This is a genomic window from Ferrimicrobium sp., from assembly GCF_027364955.1.
Taxonomy (GTDB): Bacteria; Actinomycetota; Acidimicrobiia; order Acidimicrobiales; family Acidimicrobiaceae; genus Ferrimicrobium.
This window is the reverse complement of record NZ_DAHXOI010000006.1, coordinates 12,351-39,028: the sequence shown is the minus strand read 5'-3', so window position 1 is coordinate 39,028 and position 26,678 is coordinate 12,351. Positions and strand designations below refer to the sequence as shown.

General features: G+C 57.8%; 28 protein-coding genes, 1 tRNA gene and 1 pseudogene. 9 read left to right on the top strand and 21 right to left on the bottom strand.

What is annotated here, in order from left to right; genetic code table 11:
• Positions 1-3 precede the first annotated feature (3 nt).
• From M7Q83_RS05635 to M7Q83_RS05605, 7 genes are all read right to left on the bottom strand, one after another.
• Entirely contained in the window at positions 4-1,083 is a 1,080-nt protein-coding gene (locus tag M7Q83_RS05635; RefSeq protein ID WP_298336240.1) for an extracellular solute-binding protein, read from the bottom strand.
• 141 nt (positions 1,084-1,224) lie between these two features.
• The gene (locus M7Q83_RS05630; protein WP_298336238.1) at positions 1,225-2,868 is read right to left on the bottom strand and encodes a DUF2079 domain-containing protein; all 1,644 of its coding nucleotides are present in this window, start codon (positions 2,866-2,868) and stop codon (positions 1,225-1,227) included.
• 6 nt (positions 2,869-2,874) lie between these two features.
• Positions 2,875-3,714: a hypothetical protein gene (locus M7Q83_RS05625; protein WP_298336236.1), complete on the bottom strand. Its 840-nt coding sequence runs from the start codon at positions 3,712-3,714 to the stop codon at positions 2,875-2,877.
• 1 nt (position 3,715) lies between these two features.
• A tRNA-Pro gene (locus M7Q83_RS05620) sits at positions 3,716-3,792 on the bottom strand.
• Positions 3,783-4,235, bottom strand: a complete 453-nt coding sequence (locus tag M7Q83_RS05615; RefSeq protein WP_298336234.1) for a response regulator — start codon at positions 4,233-4,235, stop codon at positions 3,783-3,785. The genes M7Q83_RS05620 and M7Q83_RS05615 overlap by 10 nt, the downstream gene beginning before the upstream one ends.
• 11 nt (positions 4,236-4,246) lie before the next feature.
• The gene (locus M7Q83_RS05610; protein ID WP_298336232.1) at positions 4,247-5,320 is read right to left on the bottom strand and encodes an ArsA-related P-loop ATPase; all 1,074 of its coding nucleotides are present in this window, start codon (positions 5,318-5,320) and stop codon (positions 4,247-4,249) included.
• A complete protein-coding gene (locus tag M7Q83_RS05605; protein ID WP_298336230.1) occupies positions 5,317-6,177 on the bottom strand; it encodes an ArsA-related P-loop ATPase in 861 nt (286 codons plus the stop codon). Before M7Q83_RS05605 ends, M7Q83_RS05610 begins: the two co-directional genes overlap by 4 nt.
• Positions 6,178-6,303: 126 nt before the next feature.
• Here M7Q83_RS05605 and M7Q83_RS05600 point away from each other — a divergent pair, with 126 nt between their 5' ends.
• Positions 6,304-6,576, top strand: coding sequence for a WhiB family transcriptional regulator (locus tag M7Q83_RS05600; RefSeq protein ID WP_298336228.1), 273 nt, complete (start codon positions 6,304-6,306; stop codon positions 6,574-6,576).
• A 182-nt stretch (positions 6,577-6,758) separates the two neighbouring features.
• The gene (locus tag M7Q83_RS05595; RefSeq protein ID WP_298336227.1) at positions 6,759-6,977 is read left to right on the top strand and encodes a hypothetical protein; all 219 of its coding nucleotides are present in this window, start codon (positions 6,759-6,761) and stop codon (positions 6,975-6,977) included.
• 235 nt (positions 6,978-7,212) lie between these two features.
• Here the strand turns inward: M7Q83_RS05595 and M7Q83_RS05590 are convergent, their stop codons facing one another.
• The 11 genes from M7Q83_RS05590 to M7Q83_RS05540 all read right to left on the bottom strand — a co-directional run bounded on the left by M7Q83_RS05590 (position 7,213) and on the right by M7Q83_RS05540 (position 18,845).
• Positions 7,213-7,446: a type II toxin-antitoxin system MqsA family antitoxin gene (locus M7Q83_RS05590; RefSeq protein ID WP_298336225.1), complete on the bottom strand. Its 234-nt coding sequence runs from the start codon at positions 7,444-7,446 to the stop codon at positions 7,213-7,215.
• Complete coding sequence (locus tag M7Q83_RS05585; RefSeq protein WP_298336223.1) at positions 7,443-7,721, bottom strand: DUF4258 domain-containing protein; 279 nt, start codon at positions 7,719-7,721, stop codon at positions 7,443-7,445. The genes M7Q83_RS05590 and M7Q83_RS05585 overlap by 4 nt, the downstream gene beginning before the upstream one ends.
• A gap of 470 nt (positions 7,722-8,191) precedes the next feature.
• A complete protein-coding gene (locus tag M7Q83_RS05580) occupies positions 8,192-8,713 on the bottom strand; it encodes a vitamin K epoxide reductase family protein (RefSeq protein WP_298336221.1) in 522 nt (173 codons plus the stop codon).
• Positions 8,671-9,513 carry a DUF929 family protein gene (locus M7Q83_RS05575; protein ID WP_298336218.1) on the bottom strand — a complete coding sequence of 281 codons (843 nt, stop codon included), beginning with the start codon at positions 9,511-9,513 and terminating at the stop codon, positions 8,671-8,673. Before M7Q83_RS05575 ends, M7Q83_RS05580 begins: the two co-directional genes overlap by 43 nt.
• Positions 9,514-9,674: 161 nt before the next feature.
• Positions 9,675-10,883, bottom strand: a complete 1,209-nt coding sequence (hutI, locus tag M7Q83_RS05570) for an imidazolonepropionase (protein ID WP_298336215.1) — start codon at positions 10,881-10,883, stop codon at positions 9,675-9,677.
• On the bottom strand, positions 10,884-12,551 hold the full coding sequence (gene hutU, locus M7Q83_RS05565) for a urocanate hydratase (protein ID WP_366526376.1): 1,668 nt from the start codon (positions 12,549-12,551) through the stop codon (positions 10,884-10,886).
• Positions 12,548-13,861: a formimidoylglutamate deiminase gene (locus tag M7Q83_RS05560; protein WP_298336212.1), complete on the bottom strand. Its 1,314-nt coding sequence runs from the start codon at positions 13,859-13,861 to the stop codon at positions 12,548-12,550. The genes hutU and M7Q83_RS05560 overlap by 4 nt, the downstream gene beginning before the upstream one ends.
• Positions 13,858-15,060: an allantoate amidohydrolase gene (locus M7Q83_RS05555; protein WP_298336210.1), complete on the bottom strand. Its 1,203-nt coding sequence runs from the start codon at positions 15,058-15,060 to the stop codon at positions 13,858-13,860. The genes M7Q83_RS05560 and M7Q83_RS05555 overlap by 4 nt, the downstream gene beginning before the upstream one ends.
• A gap of 9 nt (positions 15,061-15,069) precedes the next feature.
• Entirely contained in the window at positions 15,070-15,918 is an 849-nt protein-coding gene (locus M7Q83_RS05550; protein WP_298336208.1) for a MurR/RpiR family transcriptional regulator, read from the bottom strand.
• An 8-nt stretch (positions 15,919-15,926) separates the two neighbouring features.
• Positions 15,927-17,294, bottom strand: coding sequence for a cytosine permease (locus tag M7Q83_RS05545; protein ID WP_298336206.1), 1,368 nt, complete (start codon positions 17,292-17,294; stop codon positions 15,927-15,929).
• A 312-nt stretch (positions 17,295-17,606) separates the two neighbouring features.
• Positions 17,607-18,845, bottom strand: coding sequence for an MFS transporter (locus tag M7Q83_RS05540; RefSeq protein WP_298336205.1), 1,239 nt, complete (start codon positions 18,843-18,845; stop codon positions 17,607-17,609).
• A gap of 555 nt (positions 18,846-19,400) precedes the next feature.
• On the opposite strand from M7Q83_RS05540, the gene M7Q83_RS05535 reads away from it, so the two are divergent.
• From M7Q83_RS05535 to M7Q83_RS05520, 4 genes are read left to right on the top strand one after another with little or no spacing between them, the layout of a single operon-like run.
• Positions 19,401-19,832: a GntR family transcriptional regulator gene (locus M7Q83_RS05535; protein WP_298336203.1), complete on the top strand. Its 432-nt coding sequence runs from the start codon at positions 19,401-19,403 to the stop codon at positions 19,830-19,832.
• Positions 19,822-20,718, top strand: coding sequence for an ATP-binding cassette domain-containing protein (locus M7Q83_RS05530; RefSeq protein ID WP_298336200.1), 897 nt, complete (start codon positions 19,822-19,824; stop codon positions 20,716-20,718). The genes M7Q83_RS05535 and M7Q83_RS05530 overlap by 11 nt, the downstream gene beginning before the upstream one ends.
• Positions 20,715-21,764 (top strand): hypothetical protein, encoded by a 1,050-nt coding sequence (locus M7Q83_RS05525; RefSeq protein ID WP_298336198.1) that lies wholly within the window; start codon positions 20,715-20,717, stop codon positions 21,762-21,764. The genes M7Q83_RS05530 and M7Q83_RS05525 overlap by 4 nt, the downstream gene beginning before the upstream one ends.
• A gap of 41 nt (positions 21,765-21,805) precedes the next feature.
• The gene (locus M7Q83_RS05520; protein WP_298336196.1) at positions 21,806-22,267 is read left to right on the top strand and encodes a RidA family protein; all 462 of its coding nucleotides are present in this window, start codon (positions 21,806-21,808) and stop codon (positions 22,265-22,267) included.
• On the opposite strand, the gene M7Q83_RS05515 is transcribed toward M7Q83_RS05520, so the two are convergent.
• Positions 22,193-23,095 carry a DMT family transporter gene (locus M7Q83_RS05515; protein ID WP_298336194.1) on the bottom strand — a complete coding sequence of 301 codons (903 nt, stop codon included), beginning with the start codon at positions 23,093-23,095 and terminating at the stop codon, positions 22,193-22,195. The genes M7Q83_RS05520 and M7Q83_RS05515 overlap by 75 nt on opposite strands.
• 78 nt (positions 23,096-23,173) lie before the next feature.
• Here M7Q83_RS05515 and M7Q83_RS05510 point away from each other — a divergent pair, with 78 nt between their 5' ends.
• Complete coding sequence (locus tag M7Q83_RS05510) at positions 23,174-23,788, top strand: biotin transporter BioY (protein ID WP_298336192.1); 615 nt, start codon at positions 23,174-23,176, stop codon at positions 23,786-23,788.
• Here M7Q83_RS05510 and M7Q83_RS05505 read toward each other — a convergent pair.
• The gene (locus tag M7Q83_RS05505) at positions 23,766-24,422 is read right to left on the bottom strand and encodes a leucyl/phenylalanyl-tRNA--protein transferase (RefSeq protein WP_298336191.1); all 657 of its coding nucleotides are present in this window, start codon (positions 24,420-24,422) and stop codon (positions 23,766-23,768) included. The genes M7Q83_RS05510 and M7Q83_RS05505 overlap by 23 nt on opposite strands.
• Before the next feature lie 47 nt (positions 24,423-24,469).
• On the opposite strand from M7Q83_RS05505, the gene M7Q83_RS05500 reads away from it, so the two are divergent.
• Both M7Q83_RS05500 and M7Q83_RS05495 read left to right on the top strand, forming a co-directional pair.
• Positions 24,470-26,029 carry an acyl-CoA carboxylase subunit beta gene (locus M7Q83_RS05500; RefSeq protein ID WP_298336190.1) on the top strand — a complete coding sequence of 520 codons (1,560 nt, stop codon included), beginning with the start codon at positions 24,470-24,472 and terminating at the stop codon, positions 26,027-26,029.
• Positions 26,026-26,205, top strand: coding sequence for a hypothetical protein (locus M7Q83_RS05495; RefSeq protein WP_298336189.1), 180 nt, complete (start codon positions 26,026-26,028; stop codon positions 26,203-26,205). Before M7Q83_RS05500 ends, M7Q83_RS05495 begins: the two co-directional genes overlap by 4 nt.
• Positions 26,206-26,389: 184 nt before the next feature.
• Here M7Q83_RS05495 and M7Q83_RS05490 read toward each other — a convergent pair.
• A pseudogene (locus M7Q83_RS05490) lies at positions 26,390-26,678 on the bottom strand (IS1634 family transposase); the annotation flags it as partial.

Genomic DNA, 26,678 nt, shown 5'->3' with positions numbered 1-26,678 from the left:
TACCTACTGAACGATGTTGTTGGTGAACCAAGCGTTAATCGTGGCCTCGCGAGAACCCCACACGATCGGATTCGGATAGTCCGTAGGAATATTCTTCAAGTTCGGAACCTCTGAATGCGCTTTTGTCCCCTCGATAATGGGGTAAAAGAGCGAATCGCCGTGAGGATCACCGCTGAGCATCAGCGCTTGACCCTTGGGGCTGTAGACAAAGTCGGCAAATTTTTTCGCCTCAGCAATCTCCGCCTTTGGAGCCTTACCGTCGATGCCGATCACGCCAGGAAGTAGCGCTGACTTGTCGGGATAAGCGACCTTCAGATCTGGGGAGGTGAATGCAAACCCAATACCAGCGGAGTTCTGCACCAACGCCACTTTGATCGCTCCGGCCAGCAGCGCATGGAGCGTTACCTTATTGGTCGAGTAGATGTGAAGTCCGTTGGCCGCGAGCTTCTTGAAATAGGCTTCACCTTGCGTGACGCCACCCTGTTGTTGCATGATGGAGGCGACCGCCGTATAGGTTGGACCCGAAATCGCTGGGTTGTTCATCCCGATAGCACCCTTCCAGGCGGGCGTCAGCAGACTGCTCCACGAGGTTGGCGGATTCTTGGTGACCTTGGAGTTATAGACATAGGCAGCGGCGATCGTAATCCCGGTCGGGATATAACTCCCGTCAGCAGGAACCAACGATTTGCCTAGGGACGTCAGCGTCCCAGTCGTCGGTTCGAAACCACGCAACAAATAGTGCTGTTGATCGAGGGCCGCATAGGCGTCCGAGCCATCAGACCAGAAGACGCCCCACTGAGGGTTCTCTGCCTCTGCCGATATTTTCGCCAAAAGGGTACCGGTTGAATGGTTGACCATCTCCGTCGGAATCCCCGTCGCTTGCTGAAACCCCTTGGCCACCGCCGGTGCGTAGCCTTCAGCCCCGTAGACCACCAACGGCACCACGGGGGTCTTGGCAGCGGTCTTGGTCGTCGATGAGGTGGACGCCGTCGAACTTGAGCCGCACGCTGCGAGCACACTCGCCGCTCCTGCTAGTGCTAAACCAACCTTGAGAACTCGGGAGAACCGATTACGTTGCATCATTGTCTCGAAGCTACCGAGCGACCGTGAACCGCTCCCCAAGGCTCAGTAAACAACGAGCAAACGATCGGTGAATAGTTTGCACACCGGCGCTGAGTCAATCTGGATCCCGCGGCCGCCGGGTCCCAAGGCATCCTGGGATCCCTACGAGAGCGCCGCCCCATCTTCATCGGTGCAGCGCTCATCACCAAAGGCGGGCACCCGACTCACCTTGACACCTCTCGCCGACGAGAAGGAGAGAAAAGCACCCACGGGTTGCCGCTGGAGTTCGTAGACATGGACCTGCGGGTCGCGGAGCCGCATAATAGCGTCATGGTCGTTATCGAGGTCACGCACGATACCGGCACTCCGTATCGGTGGGTCAATCTCGAATCCGTTGCGCGCCGCTACCACCACAAAGATCGTGGAACTGCAGGCCTGAAAATGTTGATCACGAGCAAAGATCGCAAAGACATCGGCTCGATCGGCGAATCTACCGACGATGCCCTCCGATACGACTACCTCATCATCGGCTGGGATCGCGACCGTCTGTAGCTGCGCCGCAACACGTGGAGGAACGGTCAACCACTGTGGGGGAATTCCTCGATCGACGTCGATGCCGAGAGCTGCAATCATCACGACCACAACACCCATCGCCCCGCCAAGGGGCCATCGAACCCACCGTGGCGAGGACCGTAAGCGGGCCAATAACCACGTGCCCATCAGCACCGTACCCATCTCAAGCAGCACGACCTCTGGAAAGTTCTGAAAACCTCCGGATTGCAAGGAGAGAAAGGCAGCGGAATGTTGCAGGCCATTCGCCCCAATCGCTAGCAGGGTGACCATGGTGGCCGGTCCAAAGAGCACACCGAGCACCCCTGAATACCCGAGAATCTCACCGATGGCACTGTGTCGCGAAGCGAGGACATGAAGAGGGAGACCAGGATGCGCCAGCACCCCTTCGATAATTGCCATCAACGAAGGGTTCTGGCGGTGGACCTGACTGAGATAGCCATAACTGAGCGCAAAGGTCGTCGATTGATGGGCTCCGAGGATGAGATCGACGGCGAGCCACCCCAACCCCACCGCAACGACTAGAAGACCCTGGACACGCCGTTGTGCAAGGAGGAGAAGGCCTAACCCCAATCCAATGACCAGCAATATCTCACTCGTACCCGCCAACAACGTCAACCCGATCATGATCCACGCCAACCATGGTCGTTGCCTGAGAAAGCCAATCACTGCGAGGAGTAGGGTGAGGGCAGCGATCGACTGGAAGTGAAAGTCAAAGGACGCTGTCTCATAGAGCCAAGGGTCGGTGAGGATCAGCAAGCCAAATCCTGCCAGCATGACCAGCCGCCACGCAAGGGAGAAGTGCTGCCGGAGTAGCACTCGAATAGCGACGAGTAGCAGTACGAACGTCGTTGCCGCCAACGACAGCGATTGAATGACCAACAGCGTGATGCCAGACCGGGCCACGAGTCGCAGCGCTCCGAGTGGCCAAGCCAACAAGGAAAACTGATCACGCCAGAACTGATCCTGGTAGATAGTGTCGAAGGGGTTGAGGTGGCCGCGAGCGATGAGGTACGTTGCTTGATTGACGATCCCATAGTCCTCTGACAGGTCAAAGTGATGGAACTTGTTGAGCGAATAGATCAGTAGTACCGCGAACTGCACAAGAGCACCGAGCCCAGCCAAGACCCAAAGCACCCGAGTGGTGGTCGTGACTGACCCCTCCCGCAAGGGGCGCATCAGCTCGATCAGTCGTGGGTAATCGGGGTCTACAGACTCCTCTGTTCCTAAAGGCATCGTCGCCTACGGGCCAGTAGTTGGGTGCGTAGGCAGTGCCTCTCCTGCGCCTAAAACGGTCGTTGAGGCTTGACGATACTCTGGGGTATCGGGAAGCGCGACCGCGACCGAGCCATCAGGTCGTCGGTAAAAGCGTGGCTGAATGGGTGGGACACTCGTCAGTGCGCGCGCAGCGGTGAGCAACGTCTCGACATCACCAAAGGAAGCGAGGAACTCAAGGTTCTTGACGGTTGGAAGAACCAGCTCAAACTGTCCTTGATGGTACGCATCAAGGGCGCGCTCTGGCGTGATCCACACCTCTCCTACGATCTCGGAGCGGTCCGGCGTCGCCAGCTGTCGGCGTGGGACGCGCGCGAGAAAAAAGCGGGTGTCGAAACGCCTTGGCGCGCCCTCTGGGGTGATCCAATGCGCGACATAGATAAGCGCACCCACATCAAGCACAAGATCGAGTTGTTGCACGATCTCACCAAAAGAACGTTCTCCCTCAACGAGTGCACGCCGTGCCACCCGGAGCTGCTGTTCAACGTCAGTGGCAGCGCGATGGAGATCATCCGCCACGAGGAGAATGCCCGCCTCCTCATAGGCCTCTCGAAGGGCGGCCACGTAAAAGCGAAGTGCGTCTGTGATGCCAAGTCGGGCATCAGCCTCGTCGGGATCTAATCCAGCGCATCGAGCAACAAGCGTCGGATCACCATCACCCGCATCCACCGATCCGCCCGGGAAAACATGAGCACCTCCGGCGAACGCGAGATCTTTGTTCCTCCGCAGGAGAAGGACCTCAAAACCTGCAGGAGCATCGCGCACCAACATCACCGTGGAGGCCAAGCGCAACGGAGCAGTACTCATATGGTCGGGAAGGCGGGATTTGAACCCGCGACCTCAGCGTCCCGAACGCTGCGCGCTGCCAAGCTGCGCTACTTCCCGTCAGCTACCAGTGTAGAGGCTTCTTCAACCTCGCGACTACTGTCCAGTGGTTGATATGAGTTGTCGAGGAAAAGGTTCCCATCGAGCACCGCCTCCACGGCATCTACCACCATGAGCGGATTCAAGGGTTTCACGAGATAACCATCCGCCCCGGAACGCTTAGCGGTAAAAACATCAGCTCTCCGATCGAGGAGCAAAATGATTCGCGTCGGCTCCAAACGGCCCGCATCCGCCTCTAGACGAAGATCAATACAGACGGCGATCCCACCCATCGAACCGATCTGTGAATCCAGGACCACGACGTCGGGTTGGATCTCCGTAGCGGCATCTCGGACTGCTCTGCCCGCTGACACAGCGTAGAGCGTATGTTCATCAGCGTCAAGGGTCGATGCGAGCTCCTCTTCGAGCTCAGGTGAATCAGTGACAAGAAGAATGGTTGCCATGGCTCACTAGCCTACTCGGGGACTGCGAAGGGTACCAAAGCACAGTGTTGCATTGCATCGGCCACCTCTGCTAACGCCGCAAGGTTCGAGACATCACTCGCGAGATCCTCAAGAAAATAGAATCCACCGAGCGCGAGATCGAGCCCCCATGACTTGATCGCCAAGCCCTCGTGTGCGCGCATACGCACCAGCCGTTCTAGGTCTGCACGGGCCTGTGCTGGCGCGTTCGGATCGGACGGATCCGACGCATAGGTTGGCGTCATGCGGTTGATCAGCACGCTGTTGACCTCATGCCCTATCCCCTGCAGAAGCTCCACCATTCGGCTTCCTGCAGCCAGCGAGTCAGGTGCCGGCGAGGAGACCAACAGATAACTCGTCGCCTCCGATGCGAGCAACTCACTCGTCCTCAGCGCTCGCTCACGGAATCCCTCTTCGATCCCGGAAAAGGCCTGGAAGAAGCTCATGGTGTCGTTGACGACATCGGCCCCTACCACACTTGCGATCTGTTTGACGAGGCCACGCGTCGCCATCGCAATCGGCCGCAAGTAAAGAGGTGGAGGCTTCAGCATGAATTTGAAGACGCGGTTATCCAAAAATCCCGCGAGCCGACTCGGAGCGTGCAAGAAATCGATCGCCGCTTGGGCGGGTGGGGTATCGACAATGATCGTGTCGAAACGCTGACTCTCCCTGAGTTCCCAAAGCCGCTCAAAGGCCATGTACTCCTGCGTGCCCGACAACCGTGTTACAAGATTACGGTACACAGGATTCTCGACAATCTCCTTCTCCTGGGCCTCCGAAGAGGAGTAACGAGCGATCATCGCGTCAAAGGTCTGCTTTGGGTCAAGCATCGCCACCCAGTAGTTGGGGATATCCTCGCTGGCAAGCACCGGCTCGTTGCCGACCCGGTCAAGACCAAGCGCGGAGGCGAGGCGCCGTGCCGGGTCGATCGTTAACACACAGACGTTGCGACCCGTCCTTGCCAGCAAGAGTCCGACCGCCGCCGCACTGGTGGTCTTGCCGACACCGCCTGGACCAATACAGACCAGCGTCTCTTTGGAGTCGATGGCGTCGAGAAGATCCGTCACTGTATCTCCCATCGATCTGCCTGATCAAAAAGATACTTCGCTGCTTTCGTTGGTTGCGTGGCGTCCTCCACAAAGGGAAACTCAAAGACAGGGACGGGGAGCAGACCACGAACCACTTGGACCTGAGCCTGCGCAAAGTCCGAACGCGAAGTCAAATACTGATTCGCACGGTCTTCGGCCGAACCTGGCATCAGATCGTCAAGTCGATGCACCATCGCGGGCATCCTGTTGACGACACAAGAGAGTACGTGGGTAGCTAGCAACGTTGTCAAGTTGGTGTAGACCTCACTCGTCTCCTGCACTGGGGTCTCCTCCGGCAACGTCACCAGTACAACCCCGGTCAACTCCTGATCCCGCAACAGAGCGATGACGTCGGCACTCTGCGAAGCGATCGGCCCATCGGTCGCTATCGCACCGAGTCCATCAGGCGATGACAACAATGAAAGCAGATGGCCAGACGCGGGCGCGTCCACGAGAACAAGATCATAGATGCCAGAGTTCACCAACTGCTTGATCTTCGCCAACACCAACAAGTCCCGGATGCCGGGGATCGCCGTCGAGACGGCATCGATGACACCGGACTTCAACAGGCGCTGGGCTAAGGGACCAAAGCCATGGGTCTCAAGATACTCCAACATCACGGCATCCGGGAGGAGGATGACCTGTTCAATGCCGTCTGATTCACCACCAAATTCGTCGAAGAGCACCAGCAAGGGTTTCAGACCCGCCGTCTGGGCGACAAGAGCGATGAGACGAGCCACACTTGACTTACCCACCCCACCCTTGCCGGTCACGAGTACCAAGCGGGGATCGCCAATAAGCTCTGAGAGTATGATGCGCGCCTTCGCTGTCTGCACCCCTCTCACCTTAGGCGCGATCACCTCGATTAATGAACACTCCTCCAGCTTGACTTTTCGTGCAAAAAGCTTCTATGCTGATCAGAATGGCCGAGAGGCGGCGATTCGCTAACCATGGGGGGAAACATGACAGGCGAAAACTGGAGGGATCAGGCTTCATGTCGAGGTTGGGGATTAAACCTCTTTTTCCCGCCTGATGAGCCAAGGGGTGAGGCACCAGGAGAACGTCGCCTGCGAGAGAACCAAGCAAAACGCGTCTGCCATGGCTGCCCGGTCCAGCAGGACTGTCTTGAGTGGGCGTTGGCAAAGGGTGAATCCAGGGGCATCTGGGGTGGGCGCAACGAGTTGGAGCGCAAGGCGATGATCCGCGCACGACGACATATCCGGGTGGTCGTCTAGCCAGCGAGCGTGCTACTAGATGCTGGCCGACACCGTCGCGGGTAACGATGCAAATTTCCTACCCCACTAGAGTCTGGCTATGCCAGAGAGTTTGCCGCCCTTCGTCCCTCCGGTGAAAACTGGGCAAAGCCGCATCGCCAGCAAAGCATACAGGCTCATCATTGGGAGACCCTTTCGCTCCAATGAGATGCAATTGGAAGAGATTTTCGACGTTTTCGGGCCTTCCTGCACTCTCGCTTGATGCCCTCACTTCGGTCGCCTATGGTCCCGAAGCGATCATGGTGGTACTCGCTACCGCTAGCGTCGGCGCGCTCCGTCATGGGCCCGTCATCATTGAGTACCGGCTCTATATGTGTCGCAAAGTTCAAAAGAGTGAAAGCTCACCAACGCTCCGCCAGTAGCGCCCCATCGCTGTGACCACCTGAGCGACGCAGTCGTGCATTCCCATCGCTGATAGACCCCGGCTTCTGCATGATGTTCGACCCAAATCGCTAGCGACCAGGAGGCGGTCATCAACCACGGAGACGAAGTCAACATCGTAAGGGGCCTTCCACGCTCTCTCGCTGAAGAAAAGCTCCTTGTCAGGGGATAGCGGCGGTTCGTAGACCAGTCAGGAGCCGAGAACGACGAATCCTCCTATGCCGAGACGTGATGGAACTCACGCACATCGACCTCTACTCCAGCACTGGCGGCCTCATCTCCAGCCTGGCATACCGCGTCCACCACTGCTGCTTCGAGGTAGCTCTCGCCGCAGTTTGGGCAAATTCTTGCAGGGACTCGACGAAACACGACAAGAGTGCCGCCCCGTTCGACGGTTACGGCAGTCACACCTTCTTCTAACTTACCACTCTTACAGATAGCACATTTCATTGCAGCCTCCTTGAGGAGCTAGCGTTCCATCGCATTGGGTCCGGCAGATAGACAGTGGTGACTACGGTCTCATCATCCTCCAGATCGTCTGCGACCACTACGTGCATAGGGCGACCGCGATCCCAACCCAACACCAAGCGGCTTGGGTATGGCGTATCCTCTGGATAGCTCTCGATCGTTGTCCCCGAATCAACGACAGCCTCAACCACAGATCGCTGGATTTGGCGCTCAAACATCCGCTGAATCGCGTGAATACGATAGACGAACTGACCCATCGAAGACCCTCCTGCGTCCCGTTATTTCCTCTCCGATTTTTCCTTAAGACCTCAGTGAGACCTCCCTGCCGGCAGTGACAACAAGTGCTCACCAGCGCGTCGAGTCTTCCTCTTGCGACAGGAGCTGCGGGTTCAGCAATCAGTCAGTGCTTCGACCAACACATATCGCAACTGCGAACAGCAAATTCCACATCACACCCATCCTGTCGCCATAGCCACATCATCCTCGCTGACGCCGACACTGATCACAACCCACACCATTCATTCGTGCGTAACCAGCTCAATCTAGTGCTCAAAGCGGTCTTCACTTTCGAACCAAGCGTCGTAGTTGTGCAAACTGTTTTGATCATCGACGACGTAGACACAAACGTCCATCAACCGCCAGACTGTCCGGGATGACCGACAAGAGGCGCAACCCCCCCGTCTCTAGGCAGAGAGGTTCGGCTCTCTTTGCCGGTGATCAGTCCTCGTCAGATGCCTACATCACGTTTGGCGGTAGCCAGTCCACCGCTCAGCCGATCACGATAGGTCATCCAGGCATAGAGCAGTAACAAGAAGATAAGAATCGTGATGAGGTGGACACTCGTGCACCAGAGGCAAATCGCTCCGATCTCCACAATCTCGGCATAGACCAGATAGAGGATGAACCCTACTCCCCCTAGGGCGACGATCAGACGGATCAACTCAAAGGTCGTAGTCGCCTTTGCTCTTGGCCACCAAGCAAGGACAGAGACGATGACGTAGTAAGCAAGACCTAACACGGCAACGGGGATGCCAACGATCATCGACTGTGGGGAGGTGGTGACCTCCTGACAGTTGATGGTGGCGTTGTCTGGACACAGCAGGGAGACCTTGGTGTCATAGTGGGCAATGGTTAGATATATGGCGACGCCAAGCGCCCCGAGGGCGAGAATGCGCACCAGCCAGATGACCCACAGGGGGTAATCGGTCAGAGCTTCTTTTGGAGACTGTGAATGAGTGAGGTTTTGCATACCGATCCTGGTTGGTTATGGGTCATCACGCAGACCGCCGCGGTGATCTCGTTCACCGTCCCTCCAATGGACTTCGCAACGGGGGAACTCGGGTCCGACAGCGTCGCCGCGATGGTCTGCCAATTCAAGCCAGCGAGTACCTGGGGAGAGTAGCTCGCCCCATCGATCACAAACTTGTTGGCAAAATCGACGAAGGGGATGGACCCATCGTATTGGGTCGAAGGGACATACGGTGGCACATCATAGATCTGGAGGAGGTCGTTCTCCTTAGTGGTGAGTGTCTGCAGTGGCGCATGGGTCCGTGTCTCTATCTCCCGAGTGACCAGTGATAGATACGGAGAACTATAGCTCGCATGCACAAACGTAAAGGTATTCGTGTCAGGATAGACATCGGTACCGCTCGACTCCATGAGTTCTAGCCCCTTAAAGGTCCCAAACTTCGAGAGTGCCCCAACGATGGCCCAGCGCTCAGCCGCGCAGTACGGGCAAAAGTCCGCCCCTACATAGAGCAGTTCAGGCTTGCCATTGAGCGTGAGCGGCTTACCCCCTTTGATCACCTGTGGAGGGGAGACCAACGCCGGGTTGACACCTACCTTAGTGAGCACACTCTCGGGGATGTCGGTGACGCGTGCTAACACATCCTGGGGCACTGCAGAGCCCAGCACCGCAGAAGTCGGTGACGAACTCGATTGATTGGATTTACGAGTGAAGAGAAAAGCCACCACGATGGCGGCGATGACGACCACCACGAGCCCGACCGCTAGCGGTCCCCGGCTTCGCTTGGTAGTGGTAGTTGGCATAGACTGCTCCTGTTGGTCAACAATACGACTGACTTGCCAGCCTACTTGCCCTACCGATACGCCACTCCGTCCGTCATATTCGACGCGTTCAGCGAGCTTGTCAACCTCTCATGATCATCAGTCGCAAAGGCGTATCACAAAGAGGTGGGACCACGACGCAATTAGTGAGTGCCACGGCGTGATGATCCAAGGCGCTGAGGACGTTGATCAAAGACACTCGTCACGAGCTCATAGGGATGAGCCACCTCCCAAGCTACGAGGTCCGCACGGCTACCGTGTTCGAGGGAGCCGCGGTCGCTGAGCCCCAGCGCTTGGGCACCATGGCGAGTCACGCCAGCGAAGGCCTCGACCGGCCGCAGCCCATAGAGCGTCACGGCAAGGTAGGCGGCCAGCAAGAGACTGCTCGTCGGCGAAGTGCCAGGGTTGAGATCGGTCGCTACCGCCATCACAACGCCTTGAGCTCGCAACTCCGTCACAGGAGGGTTTGTGGGGAACCGCTTATGGAGCGAGGCGAATGGCAGCAACACCGCCACCGTGCCAGCCGACCGAGCAGCGACAATCGCAGCTTGCGAGAGGTGCTCGAGATGATCGATGGAACGCGCACCAAAGCGTGTGGCGAGCTCTCCTCCCCCGACCGCACCAAACTGGTCAACGTGGGCCCGCAGGGGCAACCCAAGCTCCTTGGCACGCATGAGGTACGGAACGATGACAGCCGGCGAGAAGCCCTCAGGATCAATAAAGCAGTCGACCATGTCGATCAACCCCTCGCCAGCCAGAATCGGCATCACCTCCTCGACAAGGAACGCGATGTAGTCGCTAGGGGCATCTGCGAAGGCGGCTGGCACCGTGTGTGCACCCAGGAAGGAGGTCACGACTTCGATGTCACGGTAGCCCGAGAGTTCTCTGGCAATCGCAAGGAGTCGACGCTCACCCTCCAGAGAAAGCCCATAACCCGACTTAATCTCGACGCTGGTGACGCCATGATCGGCCATCTGATCGAGGCGCCTTCGCGCCAATGTGACCAACGACTCTCGAGGGGCACTATTGGTGGCCGCCACCGTGGCCAGGATCCCACCCGACTGGAATCGGTGCTGATCCAAAGCAACGGGATCACGTTCAGCTAAAAAATCCCCAAGCCGATCACCGGCGTAGATCAGATGCGTGTGACAATCGACGAGGCCCGGGGTGACGAGTCGTGATCCAAGATCGAGAAGCTCAAGTCGCCGGGGAAGATCTCCTCGCTCGCCGCGTGGGCCCGCAAAGGCGATCCTCCCATTTTGGATATGGATGAGCCCGTCTTGGACAAATCGAAGGGAGCCACTGACATCCACATCGGCAAGTGAGCAGTTCCCAAAGAGTAGCTCCTCCATCTAGGCACCAACAGAGGGGAGTTTGAGTCCCCGTGCTCGGGCCTCCTCGATCGCCTCGTCGTAGCCCGCATCAGCGTGTCGCATCACACCCGTACCTGGATCGTTAAAGAGAACCCGAGCCAGGCGACGATCCGCTTCGGCGGAGCCGTCGCAGACGATGACTTGACCGGCGTGCTGGGAGTACCCCATCCCAACCCCTCCACCGTGGTGCAGCGATACCCAGGTCGCACCGCCCGCAACGTTGAGCATCGCATTCAGGAGTGGCCAATCAGAGACCGCATCGGAGCCGTCACGCATCGCCTCGGTCTCACGATGAGGACTCGCTACCGAGCCGGTGTCGAGGTGATCTCGTCCAATCACGATCGGCGCTCGCAGTTCGCCACTGGCCACCATCGCATTAAAGGCTCGTCCTACCCGTGCTCGGTCTCGCAGGCCTAGCCAACAGATCCTTGCCGGCAATCCTTGAAACTTGATCTGTTCTCTGGCCATATCAAGCCAGTGGTGGAGATGCGGGTCGTCATCGACCAGCTCCTTGACCTTGGCGTCGGTCGCATAGATATCCTCGGGATCACCCGAGAGCGCCACCCATCGAAATGGACCATACCCTCGGCAAAACAGTGGTCGGATATAGGCGGGGACAAAACCAGGGATCTCGAAGGCACGTTCCACGCCAGCCTCATAGGCACCTTGGCGGATGTTGTTTCCGTAGTCAAAGGCGATCGCGCCCCGATCGACCATTCCAAGGATGGCCCGGATATGCCGTCCCATCGAGTGCTTGGCATCGGTCACGAGCCGAGTGGGATCACTCGCACGGCGCCACTCATCGAGGCTATAACCCACTGGGAGGTAACCTCGAAGGGGGTCATGAGCGCTCGTCTGGTCGGTCACCAGGTCAGGTACGATGTTGTGCTCGACCATCTCCTCGATCACTTCGGCCGCATTGCCCAAAAGACCGACCGAGGTGGGATGGCCCGACCGTTTCGCCTGCTCGAGGAGGCCCATCGCCTCCTCGAGCGAGAGCGCACGATGTTGGAGGTAACCCGTCTGTATGCGCAGTTCGATACGACTTGGATCACACTCAATCGCCAGCATCGAGAAGCCGGCCATCGTCGCCGCCAACGGCTGGGCACCTCCCATACCACCAAGACCGGCCGTAAGAATCCAACGACCAAAGGGGTCGCCACCAAAGTGGGTCTGTGCTGCTGCGACAAAGGTCTCGTATGTTCCCTGAACAATGCCTTGCGATCCGATATAGATCCAGCTTCCCGCCGTCATCTGACCGAACATCATCAAACCCTTGGCATCAAGTTCATCGAAGTGCTCCCAGTTCGCCCAGTGCGGGACCAGATTCGAGTTCGCAATCAAAACCCTTGGCGCATCCGGATGGGTAGGGAACACTCCCACCGGCTTACCACTCTGTACAAGAAGCGTCTCGTCATCACCCAATGTACGCAAGGTGGCGAGGATCCGATCGAAGGATTCCCAGTCCCTCGCCGCTCGTCCGATACCGCCATAGACAACAAGATCCTCCGGATGTTCCGCTACCTCAATATCAAGGTTGTTTTGGATCATTCGGTACGGTGCCTCAGTGAGCCAACTCCGACAGGTCAGCTCTGTTCCTCTCGGTGCCTTGATCGATCGGTCTGGATCGTGTCGATTTCCCATCAGTACTTCCCTTCTATCCTGGCGAGCGTAGCCCGAAGCTGCATGCCAAGCTCACGCCGCTCCTCGTCGATGTCGGTAGTCGTTTCTCGTCCATCGACCCAGACCTTGGTGATTGCAGCCCGGGTTCCAAGGCGAACAAGCTCAACCGGATCAACACCCGCGATCCCAGGCTCGCTAAGGTCGAGGGCTACCAGATCGGCGAGTGCACCGGGGGCTATCCGCCCCGCCTCGCCAAAGCCGATGGTGTCATGCGCCCACAGTGTTGACCAAAGCGCATCAGTATGGACCGAGGAACGCTGATGGGTGCGAAGCCGCTCGTGTGCGTCGATACGGGAGGCTTCCAAGAGTGCATCGATATGAACGTGTTGATCGGTTCCGATACTCACTCGAGCTCCAGCCCGTAGCATGCGACCCGCCGGTGAAAGACCATCCCCAAGGTCCTCCTCAGTGCTGGGGCAAGCGCAGGTCACAGCGCCTGTCCGTACCAGACAGGCGAGTTCAGACTCGATGACTTGATTGAGGTGCACGAGCGTCGTCGATGGGCCGATTAGTCCTCGGTCCTCAAGCAACCGGAGCGGGCGTTCTCCGTAGTAGTCGACAATCGCATCGACTTCCCTTGCCTGTTCCATCAGGTGTAGATGCCAAGGGGCCCCATCAACCTCCTCGACGATCACCGCCAGCTCCGAGAGCGAGACCGCCCGCAACGAATGAGCTCCACGTACAATGCGAACCATTGCAGAGTCATCGAGTTCCCCGACCCGGTCCAGGTAGGTCTCGACATCGACGTCCCCAAAGCGACGCTGCACCCCTTGGAGCGGAAGATATCCCGCATCGCCAAGCCCACCGTGGAGGTAGGCCACGTCGACAAGGCCGAGACGCACCTGGGCCTGTCGAGCTGCCTCGATCAAAGCTCGACCCATCGCATTCCGATCCGCATAGGTCTGAGCATTCGCGCCACGATGCAGGTAATGGAACTCCCCTACTGAGGTGAAACCTGCGAGACGCATCTCACGAAACACCAACGTCGCAAGTTCCAGGTAGGCATCGGGTTCCAATCGCTCGGCAAGACGATACATAGCCTCGCGCCATCGCCAAAAATCATCCGCGCCTTGAATCGCGCGGCCCCGGAGTCCTCGATGAAAGGCATGACTATGACCGTTGCAGGCACCAGGCATCAAGAACCCGACCACCGAGTCACTCCCCTCAGGGGTGCCTTCCTCAAGTCCAACGATGCGGCCTCCCTCAACCGTTACCACCATCTTCGACCGTAGGTCACCTGGCGCAACAAGGGCGAGATCTGCGAAAATCCTCATCCGCTCAGACCCTGGATCACCTGTATCAAGGCGTCGACCCCGGCATCCATGTCCTCCTCGTCGGCCTCTTCCAGCGGAGAGTGCGATACGCCGGTGGGGTTCCTGACAAAGAGCATCGTCGCAGGAATCCCATGCAACGCCAGGATGCCCGCATCGTGCCCTGCTCCAGTACTGATGACCGGGGGGTGACCAAGAATCGAGCCAATCGCTGCCGTCAATGCTGTGTCAAAGACGGTCGCAGGCGTCAGAGATTCATTGACGAGGACGCCCCCGTATCCATGAGCGAGTTCCCCAATCTCCGCCGCGAGACGCTCGAGTCGATCAGCGTTCTCGGCCCGAACGTCGACCCAAAGGTGCACCTTAGAGGCGATCGCATTGACCGCGTTGGGTTCGACGACGATCTTGCCACAGGTCGCTACCGCCTTGTGTCGCTCCGCACACGCGGTGAGGTCAAGGACAAAATTCGCTGCCCTGATGACCGGATCATCACGTTCCGCTAGGGGTGTGGTCCCCGCATGATTAGGCACACCCGCCAGTGTCGTTGACCAGCGACCATGGGGCCAGATGAAACTCGCCAGCCCGATGGGTGCGTCGAGGTTGATGAGTTGATGTCCCTGTTCGATATGGAGTTCCACAAAGCGCCCGATACGCGAGAGTACTTGTTCATCCCGTCTCAGCTGGGTGGGGTCGACCCCCGTCGCCCTCACCACCTCTCCGAAAGATCTCCCGTTATAATCGCGCAGTTGGGAAAGACGGGTCGAGGTGGTCTCTCCGGTAAGGACGCGTGACCCCAGGCAAGCCACCCCAAAGCGAGCTCCCTCCTCGTCGATGAAGTTGACGACTCCCACCGCAGCACGAGGACGAAAGCCATCACGGAGGAGTTGTTCGACCGCGCAGATTGCAGACAGGACACCGAGCGGACCATCGTAGGCACCACCAGCAGGAACCGAATCAAGATGCGATCCAAGCACGAGGTTGTGCCGAGGATCGAGGTCTGGGTTGCCCCACCAGGCCCACTGGTTGTTAGCAGTATCGACACTGACAGTAAGTCCCAGCTCGCTAACTGTCTCGGCAAAGAATGTCCGGAGTTCACGGTCCTCATCAGAGTAGGCGAAACGGCGATACCCACTACCCGCTGCGTCACGGCCAATAGCCGCGATCTGGGCAAAGAGTTGGGAGAGACGGGTCGGTGAATGCATCGCTACCTTTCAGGATTTGAGGAAATACTGGTACGTGCTCGCTCTTGATTCAAAGGCCTCCATCAGCACTTCAGCGGCCGACGGATCCGCATCTGCAGTTGCCTCGACGAGCAGCGAAAGGGCAAGCAGGGCGGCAGCGTGGGTGTCGTAGAGAAGTGTCGTCCCAACAGGAACCAACAACGAATAATCCATATAGTCGAGCGTCGGAGAGCCTGACTGATCAGTGAGGCCAACCATGCAGTAGCCCAATCTCCGTCCCGTCTCCAAGAGAGGGATCAGGTCGCGTGGCCAGCGTGGCATCGCCACGGCCAACATGGCAGATGCTCCGGCCTGGCGAGCCTCGTGCAGCTGATCAACTGCCGAAGAACCAGCTTCCTCCACTACGAGTACATACGGATGGACCTTCCGAGCGTAGAACGCAGCATAACGCGCGAGTGCCTGCGAAGCCCGAACACCAACGATGACAAGCGGTTTGCTCGCTGCTAAAATCGACCCGATTCGCTCAAGCTGAGACCCATCGGCCAACAGGGCACTCAGTCGGCTCAGGTTGGCAATCTCCTCCGAGATCGCCAACTGGTACTTGTTCAGCGCACCAGGATCCTGCTGGTGCCGTTCACCCGATCCGAGATCGCGTAGCGCTCTGCGGAGCTCAGCGTAACCCGAGTAGCCGAGTGCCGTTGCAAAACGCACAACCGAGGGCTGTGATACCCCGGCGAGCTCGGCCAGTTCAGAGGTCGTGAGATAGTCGGCACGGGCTAGGTGCGCCGCCAGCGTCTGCGCAATCCTGCGCTGCACCGGGGTCAGCCTGTGTCCTTCGAGTATCGACTTGAACGTCAACAGCTGCGTTGAGATTGGCATTGAGCTTGTCAGCTTTGCACCTCCTCGACTTCACCTTCCGATTGATCGGAAATGCCTTGCCACTTAGCGTAGAGGTAATAAGCGACCGTAGCAAAGACAAGCCCGACGATCCAGGAGATATCTGCACCGCCGAGATGTTTGGCAATCGGGCCCTCGTACAGGCTTGAGTTCACGAAGGGGACCTCCAACAGGATCGTTACGCCGTAGATCAGCAAGGTTCCGACATTCCATTGCCCATAGGGGCCATGGTGTCGAAGGAGTCCAGCGACATCATAGTGGCCGTGCCGGACCAGGTAATAATCGGTGAGGTTAATCGCCGTCCATGGGACGAGGAGGTAGAGGAGAAAGAGAATCACGTTTTCAAAGTTGTTGAGAATGTTGTTGGGGAACAAGATGGTGACCAACAATGACAGTACCGTAAAGCTCACCACAAAGATCGCACGCGCTCGCTTCGTCGAGCGCAACTTCCCGTTCGCCGATATCGCACTCAAAGCGGTAAGAAATGCGCCATAGGGACTTTCTGCACTCGCGGGCAGCAGGCTGAGGAGCAGAAGAACGATAAGCAACCCCGCTACCGCTGGTACCCGATGTCCGAGGAATCCAATGGGATCGGCGTTCAATGCGTTATAGTTAATAGCCGCTCCAAGCGCCCCAACCCCCATGATCAAGATCGCTCCCGCTGCAGAACCGACAAAGGTATAGGCGAAGGTCACCGAGCCCTTCGTCTTCCTCGGGAGGTAACGCGAATAGTCCGACACGTAGGGCGCCCAGGTGATCTGCCATGAGACAAAGATCGATACTGCCAGCATGAAAGTGGCGAGGTTGTTCGCCGTGCCATGATAGTTCGAGGGCACATGCTGGATGAGTTCAATAAAGATAATGACAAATCCAACGGCACTCAGTACTGAGATGACACGCGAGACCGCATGAATGAGACGATAGCCAAACAGCGCCACAACCAGCACTACAACGTTATAGATAACGACACCCAGGTCCCGAGAGATCCCGATCCAGTTGGCAAGCGCCGGTCCAGCAACAAGGCCCCCCGCTACCGCAAAGCCCAAATACATCACCACAACAACCGCGAACGGGAGAATCGCACCTCGATACCCGAACTGCGCTCGTGACTGAATCATTTGCGGCAATCCGAGCCTTGGACCCTGGACCGAGTGATAGGCCATAAATAGCGCACCGATCAGGTTACCAACCACGATCGCCAGCAATGCGAGGCCAAAATTGAGACCGAGAGCCACTGCTACCGCACCTGTCACCAATGCATTGATCTGAAAATTCGATGCAAACCAGAGTGTGAAGAGCGAAAAGGGACGACCATGGCGCTCTTGCGTCGGTATCTGCTCAATTGAGCGTGTCTCCATCATGCTCGCTTCAGTCGACATAGAACCCCCCGTTCTCTTAGTGAATGAATTGATTCACTATCCTACATGTATCAATACAATCATGCAGGCAAAAATCTAATTTATTTATTCAACAGGTACCGTATGAAGGGTGCAAGAGTGCGGAGGCGCGCTGACGATTCACTGACAACTCTGGATCCAGTCGTGTTGCGGAGCCTTCCTGCCCCAAACGCGGTGTTGGGTGGCTGGCTATTGTTACACCACAGAGCAACAGCCGTGTTGTTTGTCCGCACGAGCACCTACAGTGCCCAGTATGCACGCTTTCGCCATGGTTCAGATGGGATCATCTTCACCGAGAACGATCTCCGGATTCGATCGGGGTAACGCCGCGAACGAGACGATCGCTCCGAGCAGACAAGCGACCCCAAAGAGGAGAAGCCCCGCTCCTGGACCAGCAATAGCGACGAGAATGGCGTAACCGGTCACACCAATGATGCCTCCGAGTCGTCCTGACGCTTGCGATAGCCCCTGGCTAGAGGCACGTATCTCTGGCGCAGCGTACTGCGATGGCGAGATGACGGTCGTCTTGTCAGGGCCCGCGGCACCAAAGAAGTAGCTGCTGGCTAGCAGTAGCCCAATGATGAGTGGGGAGATGTGAAGACCGTCGATCAGTGCGAGACCGAGCAAACAGAGAGGGACCGCACGACCCAGAAACCCAGTGATCTGGAGTCTTCGTCGACTCACGCGATCGATAAGCAGCACCGCCACCAGGGATGCGGGAATCGTGACCACCTTGACTATTGCCGCGTCAAACGCCCCTGAGCTCGCTGATGTCTGAAGCACCGTGACTAACAGTAATGGCAAGACCAGTCCGATACCCTGATCAGTGACCTGGTAGAGGAGGGTTGCGAGCGCCTGTGCACCGAGACGCTCATGTCGCAGAGCGAGCGCCGCGCGTTGCCTGAGTTGGCGAAATGTCAACGGGGTAAGCAGCGACCAACTCGGAGCCTCAATGAGTCGCCGCCGGAAGAGAAGAAGCGGTAGCGCCAGTAAGGCCGCTGAGCCCAAAAGGACTCGCCAGCCAAGGGGACCCAGATGGGCGAGCATAAACCCTCCGAGCGCATAGGCAGCGAGTGTTCCAAAGTTCGCCCCAAAGAGGATCCAAGCCATCGAGCGACCCTTTTTGTGCGAAGTGGCCATATCAGCCACAAACGGGAAGACCACCGCAAAATCCACTCCGACCGCCACGCCGGTAGCGAGTCGCGCCACCGTTAGCACCGCAAAATCAGGAGCAAAGGCTGCCAATAGAGCAGAGATGGCAAAGAGAAGGAGATCGCCCACGATCACGGCACGACGGCCAATCCGATCCGCCAGGAAACCAGCAGCAAGCGACCCGACAAGCATGCCGACCAACGTCGCTGTTCCAAGCGAGGTGACAACCCCAGCGGATAGGTGCCACTGATCACGAATCGGTGCAAAAGCGACCGAGATGGCAGCCAAGTCATAGCTGCCAAGGACGATACCGGCCCCTGCAATGGGGATAGCCCGCGATGCCTGGGTCGAAGCACTCATATTGTTAAGGTTAGCCTAAGCAAAATCAATGATCAGCTCTGAAGATTGGCTAGCGACAACTGGTCCTCAACAACACTGATCAACAAGTGTCAGCGAGAATCGAGCCCAAACCGCTAAACCACCAAGATCGGCTCGACCTCGTGAGGTGCAAAGTCTCTCACCCACGCAAGCAGGCTTCGCTCATCCTCGTCTCATCCACATTCACACCGTATCGGGTGATCACGCCCTGGGAACTGCGAGGGCAGGACGAGGGTCCGCGATGGAGGCGTGGGGCGATGTCACTGCCGAGCATCATGGGCGACCACTGTTGTCTCTCCAACGTCAAGACTCCGCTAAGGACCAGTTCCCATTCATCGTTTGACAAGCTAGGGAGCACCGAATTGACTGCGCTATAGCAGCGATGTTGGCCGCGATCACCGTCGCAACAGGCCACCCGTCACCTAGCGTTTGGAACCCAAGCCCAGCAAGAACGCAATGCAACCACGTTGCCCCATCACGCAATAATTCCTACCGAATATTGACATAGTTTATCTATAGTATTAGTATATTAAAGGTATGGGGCAAGAGCGGGAAGACATGCATGGGATCGTCTTCTTGATCGACCGATCGACCGGAGTTCCTGCGTACCGCCAGATCGTCAACCAAGTGTTGGCGGCATTACGCCTCGGCAGACTCGTTATCGGTGATCAACTCCCCCCCGTCACTGAGGTGGTCCGCCAGGCGAGCATCAACGTCAACACCGCCCTCAAAGCCTACAAAACCCTTGAGGCACAGGGGATCACGCTCGCCAAACAGGGAATTGGCACGCTCATTGTCCACAATCCATTCCTCGGCAACGAAACGGTCCACCGCAAGCTGGCCGAGCGCCTCGACGCCGTGGTGGTCCAAGCGATCAACGATGGGCTCACTGACGACGATATCAAACTCGCACTTTCAATGGCACTAGAACGCCTGACATTAACGAAGGGGAGAAGCAGTGCAACATAGCGGTCTAGAAGTTCAGGAGCTCACGCATCTCGCACGCCGGGAGGAGTTCTTCCATCGCCTCCAGCGCAAGGAGATCCTACACGGCATGAGCTTTCACCTGGAAGCTTCGAGGGTTGCGGGTCTTGTTGGGCAAATCGGAGCTGGCAAGACGACTCTCCTCCACTGTCTCGCGGGTCTACGACCCATCCTCTCAGGCAAGGCTACCCTCGACGGCCAGCCTCTTCGCCGTGGTGATCTCGCGCTCGTCGACCAACGGGCATCCCTGCCCCGAGAACTGACTATCGCCGATCTTGGACACCTCTGCGAGGGCTATAACACCGGCTTCGACCGAGCGCTCTTCTTGAAGCTCATCGACCGGTTTGACCTCACCACGAACGTCCGTATCAAACGAGTCTCGGAGGGACAACGTAAAGTCATCGCTATCGCCACCGCTCTAGCGAGGCATGCTCGACTGCTGCTCCTGGACGAGCCGCTCGCATCGCTCGATCCGATGTCACGACGCGGCATTATGGGAGAGGTCCTTGCAACGGCCAGCGAAGATGGAACGACCATACTGCTCTCCTCGCACCTCGTCGCCGATATCGAGCGCGATTGTGACTGGTTGCTCATCCTCGATGGCGGCCAACTGCTCGTCTCTGAGGCGATCGACACACTGATTGAGCACCATGTCTACCTCGCGGACATGCGCGACACGGATGGTACCTTGGTCACCGCTGGCGGCGGACGATCCCTAGTGCGACGTAGTGGTCCAAGTGATGACGATCTCGCGCACCCTGGCCTCGAGGAGATCGTCATCGGCTATCTCGATGGCGCCAAGCGACAGCGTAACAACGAAGATGGATCACCAGCTTTCGTGTCCACCACCAGCGAAGGAGAGCACCCGTGAACCTGATCACCGACCCCGCGGCGAACACGAGGAGGCCTCCGCTCCTCCACTCAAGCCGCAGCAACCTTCTCTACGAGTCTCGAGTACTTACCCTTTTTCTTGTCACCCTCATCCTTGAGATCATCTGGTGGGCCCTTGCCTGGATTTTGCTTCACACGTACCCAACGTATCGACCTGGCATCAACCTTCCCAGCAACCGGACGATTTCGATCGTCACCGGAGTGTCCATCGCGCTGGCCTTCATCATTCCCGTGGTGATCCCGATTGGTTCGTTGGGGACCCGCATCGCGAATGCCTTCGATGATGGTTCAGGCTCATATCTCTTCACCCAAGGCATATCGCGGCGACGCTGGCTCGTCACCAACCTCCTCGCCGCATTCTTGATGACCGCCATCCTCTCAGCTGTCTCCGCAAGTGGCTTTCGATTTCTCGTCGCACCTCACCTCCTGAGCTCGATACCACCATATTGGAGCTATTTCTTCGAGCTCGGGCCAGCCACAATCGGCTACTCCCTGATACTGACCGCATTAACCTGCCTCGTGGGACTCGTCACCAAAGCACCGACGGTTACTACCCTCATCAGCATTCTCCTCGCCCTTCTCCTCCTCCCGATCGGGATCAATATCTCCTTACGTTTACTACCAACCGACTCCACCTCAGGCCCGTACCTGTTGACCGGAGTGGCAGCGCTCAAAGTCAATGGCGAACCCCCCGGCAGCAATAGATACAACGCGGTTGCATTCAACTCATTATCCCCACCCGCCAACAGTGTGTCGATCAGCACCACCTACCTCAACCACGGCCGCCGAATGGACTTTCTCCAGATGATCGCGATTCAGAACCACTGTGCGAGCCCTAATGGTGCGCTCAACGTCGCAAGCTCGAAACCCGCCTGTCAGGAACTTCGATCGATACGAGAAGTCATCACCTATCAGCCAGCCAGCCACTTCAACCCGCTCCAATGGCGGATGCTCACTCTCTCGATCATCGTCACCGCCTTCTTGGGACTCCTTGGTTATCTCCTGATCGACCGGCTTCGCATCTAGCCCGATGACAAGTCCGCTCATCATCGACTAGCGTCTGGGGTATGACCATCAAGGATCAACTGGCCACATTAGGCATCGAGCTGGCGGCGGCTCCAGGAGCCAAGGGTTCGTATCTACCCACCCTCGTTGTCGACTCGCTCGTCTACGTCTCGGGCACACTCCCGCTCATCGGCGATACGCTCCAGGTGACCGGCATCGTTGGTGATACCGTGACCATCGAGGAGGCACAAGCCGGAGCCCGTCAGTGCATGATCAACATGTTCTCTCGGTTGGCTACCGACCTCGGAGGGCTTGAGAGGATCGCGCAGTGGGTGAAGCTCACTGGTTTTGTCGCCAGCGCGCCTGGGTTTACCGCACAGCCAACGGTGATGAACGCCGCCTCAGATCTGGTGGTGGAGGTCTTTGGAGATCGCGGACGGCATACGAGATCAGCCGTTGGGGTCAGCTCCCTCCCCCTTGGGACCCCCATCGAGATCGAGGCGATTCTTCGCCTGGAGGCGTAGCCGGGTCGCGGTTCCAAGAAGGAGCCCGCCAAAGACCACGACCACACCGATCACCGCCTGCCAGGTGAGGGTTCTCGTCGCAAGGATCGCCTCACCGACGAGGGCGCCGATCGGAATCATGGCGACAAAGAGCCCCGCACGAGCAACCCCTAACGCAGCGAGTCCCTGATACCAGAGGACGAACGAAGCTGCCGAGACGGTGAGCCCAAGATAGATGATCGCCACCCACTCGGTGGTGGTTGGCATCGGCAGCCCTCCTCCAAAAGGGGGCGAGGCCACAAGCATCGCGACTCCTGCGATCAGTGTCGTCGCGAACGCCGTCGGTACTGCACCGAACTTTCTGACCAAGCCAACCGAGAGCAGTGAAAAGGTTGCGTCCGAGAGCATAGCGATCACCGCGAACACCAGCCCCTTGTCTCCAAGGCGGCCTACATCGTTGACGAGAAGCGAGCCAACAGTGACGATGATGGCAGCGGCAACCACACCACGATCTGGTCGTTGCCGTTCAGCCAGGGCTCCGACGACGGCCAGCACAATGGGTACACAACCGATGATCACCCCTACCCCTGCTACGGAGGCATCAGACAACGCCTCGACGGAGGCAACAGAAAAGAGAGCGAGCCCGACTCCGGAGAGGGTGACCAACGCGATGAGATCTCGCAGGTTTGGGCGAGCTAACGGTTTGACTCGCCCGCCAAACACGACGAGCAGGATCAGTGCACCCAACAGATACCGAGCTCCCTGACTAGCGAGTGCAGGATAGGCCACTAAGCGGCTTGTCGCGGCCACTCCCAGGCCCACAAGCGTCGGAGCGCTGATGGCCGCCATGTATCCTTGAACTGTCGTACGGTTAGCGATGATTGATACTCTAGCAATCGAGACCACACCATCGAAAGGAGGGGTTCCGTGCTGAACCAGGGCCTACAACAACAGGGATTACGCCAACGGAGTCTGAGTGATCTGCTCCCCGAAAGTCTTGTGACCGACCTCGCTTTGATCGGAGTCTTCGCCATAGCGATCGGTATCTTCGCCCAAATCAGCATCCCATTGCCGTTCACACCTGTTCCCATCACCGGTCAGACCTTCGCGGTCCTGATCGGAAGTGCCGCGCTCGGCCTACGACGCGGAACTCTTGGGAGCCTGCTCTACGTCGGGCTTGGACTGGTGGGGGTTCCTTGGTTTGCTGGAGCTACTGGTGGTCTCAAAATCGCGGCCGATCCAACTTTTGGCTACCTGCTTGGTTTCATCGCCGCAGGCGCCGTCGTCGGTTACCTCGCCGAAAAGGGTCTTGATCGTAAGTTCGGACGCACCGTATTGCTTATGACGATCGGTAACGTGATCATCTATGGTTTCGGCATGGGCTTCCTGATGCTCGACCTCCACCTCAGTATCGGTCGCGGACTCGCGCTGGGCGTCACTCCCTTCCTGTTGGGCGACCTGATCAAGCTGCTCTTGGCCACTGGCCTCCTTCCCGGCGCCTGGTACCTACACAACCGGATCACCCGGGGTCGCGAAGTCTGAGCTGGTCCCGGCTAAGCAATCCCGTTGGAAAGAGTGCTGGCTCCATTGGTGCACATCTGAGGAGGAGCTCCGCATACTGGGTGCTTGCCATCGTAGCGAAGCCAAGCGTTGCAAGATGGTCAGTCGGCCACTGCCCATCCACGATACGATACCCAAGGTTGCTCGCGACCCGTACCAGTGCAAAGAGCGCCAGCTTCGAGGCGTTCGGTACCAGATGAAACATTGATTCACCGACAAAGATCCCGCCGACGCCAACACCAAAAAGACCACCAACGAGTGCATCATCTGGACCTCGAACCTCAACCGAATGCAGAAGACCGCGATCCTTAAGACCACGATAGAACTCGATCATCGTCTGATCGATCCAGCCACCAGGGCGTGGCAGCTTTGCACAGGAGCTGACGACCGCCATCGGATCGATATCGATACCCACGCGATAGGTGCGAAGGAGTTGCTCAGTACTGCGGGGACAACGTAGTGACCATTCATCGATCACGATCACCGCTCGAGTCGCAGGATAGAACCAACCGTAACCGTCAGCGAGCGGCATCGGAAAGATCCCGAGCCGATAGAGGCGGCCGGCATCGTCAGGGTCAAGCGAAGCGCTAAAGGCCACCAATTCCTCGATCGTCACCGGGCTACCTCCGTGATCGGCAATGGTAGCTGATAGCCTAGAGCAACATGAGTACTCATCCAATGTCTGCACGGATTGACGAGCTTGAGAAGCGGCGCAACCAGGCTTACCACGCAGGTACAGAGACCGCAGTTGCCAAACAACATGGGCAAGGGAAGATGACAGCGCGAGAGCGCGTCGACTACCTCCTCGATGAGGGATCCTTCGAGGAACTCGACCTCCTCGCGCGCCACCGTGCGCACGGTATGGGCCTCGATGAACGCCGCCCCTACACCGACGGTGTCATCACCGGTTTTGGCACAATCCACGGCCGACGCGTCTGCCTCTTCGCCCAAGACTTTACCGTCTTTGGTGGAGCACTCGGCGAGGTTTTTGCCGAGAAGATCCACAAGGTCATGGATCTTGCCGCCTCAGTCGGTGTTCCCATGATCGGGCTCAACGATGGTGCTGGAGCCCGTATCCAAGAAGGCGTCGTCTCTCTCCACTCTTATGGCGGTATCTTTCGGCGCAACGTCGCCTCGTCAGGGGTAATCCCACAGATCAGTGTGATACTTGGTCCCTGCGCCGGAGGTGCGGTCTACTCACCGGCCATGACCGACTTCATCTTCATGGTTGAACAAACCTCGCACATGTTCATCACCGGTCCAGATGTCGTCAAGACAGTTACCGGCGAAGAGGTCTCGCTAGAGGAACTCGGCGGTGCGATGAGTCATGCGACCAAGTCAGGTGTTGCCTCCTTTGTGGTCAGTGATGAGAAGGCGTGCCTTGATGAGGTCAAGTATCTCCTCGATTTTCTACCCTCAAATAATCTGGAGTCGCCGCCGGCCATTGAGGCCACTGACGACCCGGGTCGTCTGAATGAAGAGTTGCGTTCCCTAATTCCAGAGAACTCGAATCAGCCATACGAGATGCGCGACGTCATTCGTGAAGTACTCGACCATGGTGAATATTTGGAGTACTTCGCCCACTGGGCTCGTAACATCACCTGCGGCTTTGGTCGCATGGATGGTAAGGTGGTCGGTGTTGTTGGGAACCAACCCGCGGTCCTCGCCGGTGTCCTCGACATCGATTCATCGGAGAAGGCAGCGCGCTTTGTGCGAACCTGCGATGCCTTCAACATCCCCATTCTGACCTTCGTGGACGTCCCAGGTTTCCTCCCTGGTGTGGACCAGGAGTACGGTGGCATTATTCGCCACGGAGCCAAGCTACTCTACGCCTACTCCGAGGCCACGGTTCCACGCATACAGGTCATCACCCGCAAAGCCTATGGCGGCGCCTATGTGGTGATGAACTCCAAATCCATCGGTTCCGACCTCGCCTATGCATGGCCAACCGCCGAACTGGCCGTCATGGGTCCCCAGGGAGCCGTCGAGGTGATCCACCGGCGAGAGCTTGCCGCTGCAGCAGATCCGATCACAAAACGCCAAGAGCTGATCGACCAATACACCGAACGTTATGCTAACCCCTACATCGCAGCGGAGCGAGGTTACATCGACGATGTCATCGATCCAGCTGAGACGCGGCGAACCCTCATTCAAGCCTTGACCATGCTCGAGACCAAACGCGAAGAATTGCCTCGACGCAAGCACGGAAATATCCCGCTATGAGCGAGTTTACTGATGAAGAAGAGGTGGCACTGGTCAGTGCAGCCACTCTCGCCTTGCTCGCTGTCCACCGCGCACGAGCGTCGACGCCCTCACGACCACCACAGGACGATACTAACTGGCGCTTTCAAAACCGGTGGTGGAACACTGGCCCACTCGCCGCACGTCGGCGACCATAAGGGCCGTTCGGTCAATCTCCAACCTATCGAACGAACTCAGGAGCTCGCTGGTAGATCGCAAGGCAAATACACCAAAACATATCCCACCTGGCCTTGGACTCACCAACCGTCTAGTGATGAGGCTGAACTCCACCACCCCGACCAATACTGCCATCTACCAGGGTGTTTGTGTTTTTAGTCCTGCCTACACATAGCCAAGGTTGCTAGAGACCCCAAGGAGTTCAAAGGCACGGCTCTGAATGGGGGTAGGTGTCGCAATCATGACAAAGGAGTCAAGGTCTTGGTCTCTCGGGGTAATCCGGTTGGCTACCACGCTCGAGAGATCCTCCATGAGGGTTGCAAAGCTATGTACTGGCATCTGGTCAGAGCTGTGCTTGGTTCTAGCCTTGGCCTCTGCACTCGTTGATCGTTTCGCTGGTGCAACCGGTGAGTCCCGTAGTGAACGAGCGAGTTCTCGCTCATCATCTTTGAAT

Excerpts from the sequence above, each read along its gene's own strand:
- M7Q83_RS05625 (WP_298336236.1), bottom strand. The coding sequence starts at position 3,714 with ATGAGTACTGCTCCGTTGCGCTTGGCCTCCACGGTGATGTTGGTGCGC.
- M7Q83_RS05635 (WP_298336240.1), bottom strand. The coding sequence starts at position 1,083 with ATGATGCAACGTAATCGGTTCTCCCGAGTTCTCAAGGTTGGTTTAGCA.
- M7Q83_RS05590 (WP_298336225.1), bottom strand. The coding sequence starts at position 7,446 with ATGAAATGTGCTATCTGTAAGAGTGGTAAGTTAGAAGAAGGTGTGACT.
- M7Q83_RS05585 (WP_298336223.1), bottom strand. The coding sequence starts at position 7,721 with ATGGGTCAGTTCGTCTATCGTATTCACGCGATTCAGCGGATGTTTGAG.
- M7Q83_RS05555 (WP_298336210.1), bottom strand. The coding sequence starts at position 15,060 with ATGCATTCACCGACCCGTCTCTCCCAACTCTTTGCCCAGATCGCGGCT.
- M7Q83_RS05615 (WP_298336234.1), bottom strand. The coding sequence starts at position 4,235 with ATGGCAACCATTCTTCTTGTCACTGATTCACCTGAGCTCGAAGAGGAG.
- M7Q83_RS05535 (WP_298336203.1), top strand. The coding sequence starts at position 19,401 with ATGGGGCAAGAGCGGGAAGACATGCATGGGATCGTCTTCTTGATCGAC.
- M7Q83_RS05495 (WP_298336189.1), top strand. The coding sequence starts at position 26,026 with ATGAGCGAGTTTACTGATGAAGAAGAGGTGGCACTGGTCAGTGCAGCC.
- M7Q83_RS05550 (WP_298336208.1), bottom strand. The coding sequence starts at position 15,918 with ATGCCAATCTCAACGCAGCTGTTGACGTTCAAGTCGATACTCGAAGGA.
- M7Q83_RS05575 (WP_298336218.1), bottom strand. The coding sequence starts at position 9,513 with ATGCCAACTACCACTACCAAGCGAAGCCGGGGACCGCTAGCGGTCGGG.
- M7Q83_RS05540 (WP_298336205.1), bottom strand. The coding sequence starts at position 18,845 with ATGAGTGCTTCGACCCAGGCATCGCGGGCTATCCCCATTGCAGGGGCC.
- M7Q83_RS05515 (WP_298336194.1), bottom strand. The coding sequence starts at position 23,095 with ATGGCGGCCATCAGCGCTCCGACGCTTGTGGGCCTGGGAGTGGCCGCG.
- M7Q83_RS05595 (WP_298336227.1), top strand. The coding sequence starts at position 6,759 with ATGAGATGCAATTGGAAGAGATTTTCGACGTTTTCGGGCCTTCCTGCA.
- M7Q83_RS05545 (WP_298336206.1), bottom strand. The coding sequence starts at position 17,294 with ATGGAGACACGCTCAATTGAGCAGATACCGACGCAAGAGCGCCATGGT.
- hutI (WP_298336215.1), bottom strand. The coding sequence starts at position 10,883 with ATGGAGGAGCTACTCTTTGGGAACTGCTCACTTGCCGATGTGGATGTC.
- M7Q83_RS05630 (WP_298336238.1), bottom strand. The coding sequence starts at position 2,868 with ATGCCTTTAGGAACAGAGGAGTCTGTAGACCCCGATTACCCACGACTG.
- M7Q83_RS05500 (WP_298336190.1), top strand. The coding sequence starts at position 24,470 with ATGAGTACTCATCCAATGTCTGCACGGATTGACGAGCTTGAGAAGCGG.
- M7Q83_RS05520 (WP_298336196.1), top strand. The coding sequence starts at position 21,806 with ATGACCATCAAGGATCAACTGGCCACATTAGGCATCGAGCTGGCGGCG.
- M7Q83_RS05600 (WP_298336228.1), top strand. The coding sequence starts at position 6,304 with ATGACAGGCGAAAACTGGAGGGATCAGGCTTCATGTCGAGGTTGGGGA.
- M7Q83_RS05580 (WP_298336221.1), bottom strand. The coding sequence starts at position 8,713 with ATGCAAAACCTCACTCATTCACAGTCTCCAAAAGAAGCTCTGACCGAT.
- M7Q83_RS05560 (WP_298336212.1), bottom strand. The coding sequence starts at position 13,861 with ATGAGGATTTTCGCAGATCTCGCCCTTGTTGCGCCAGGTGACCTACGG.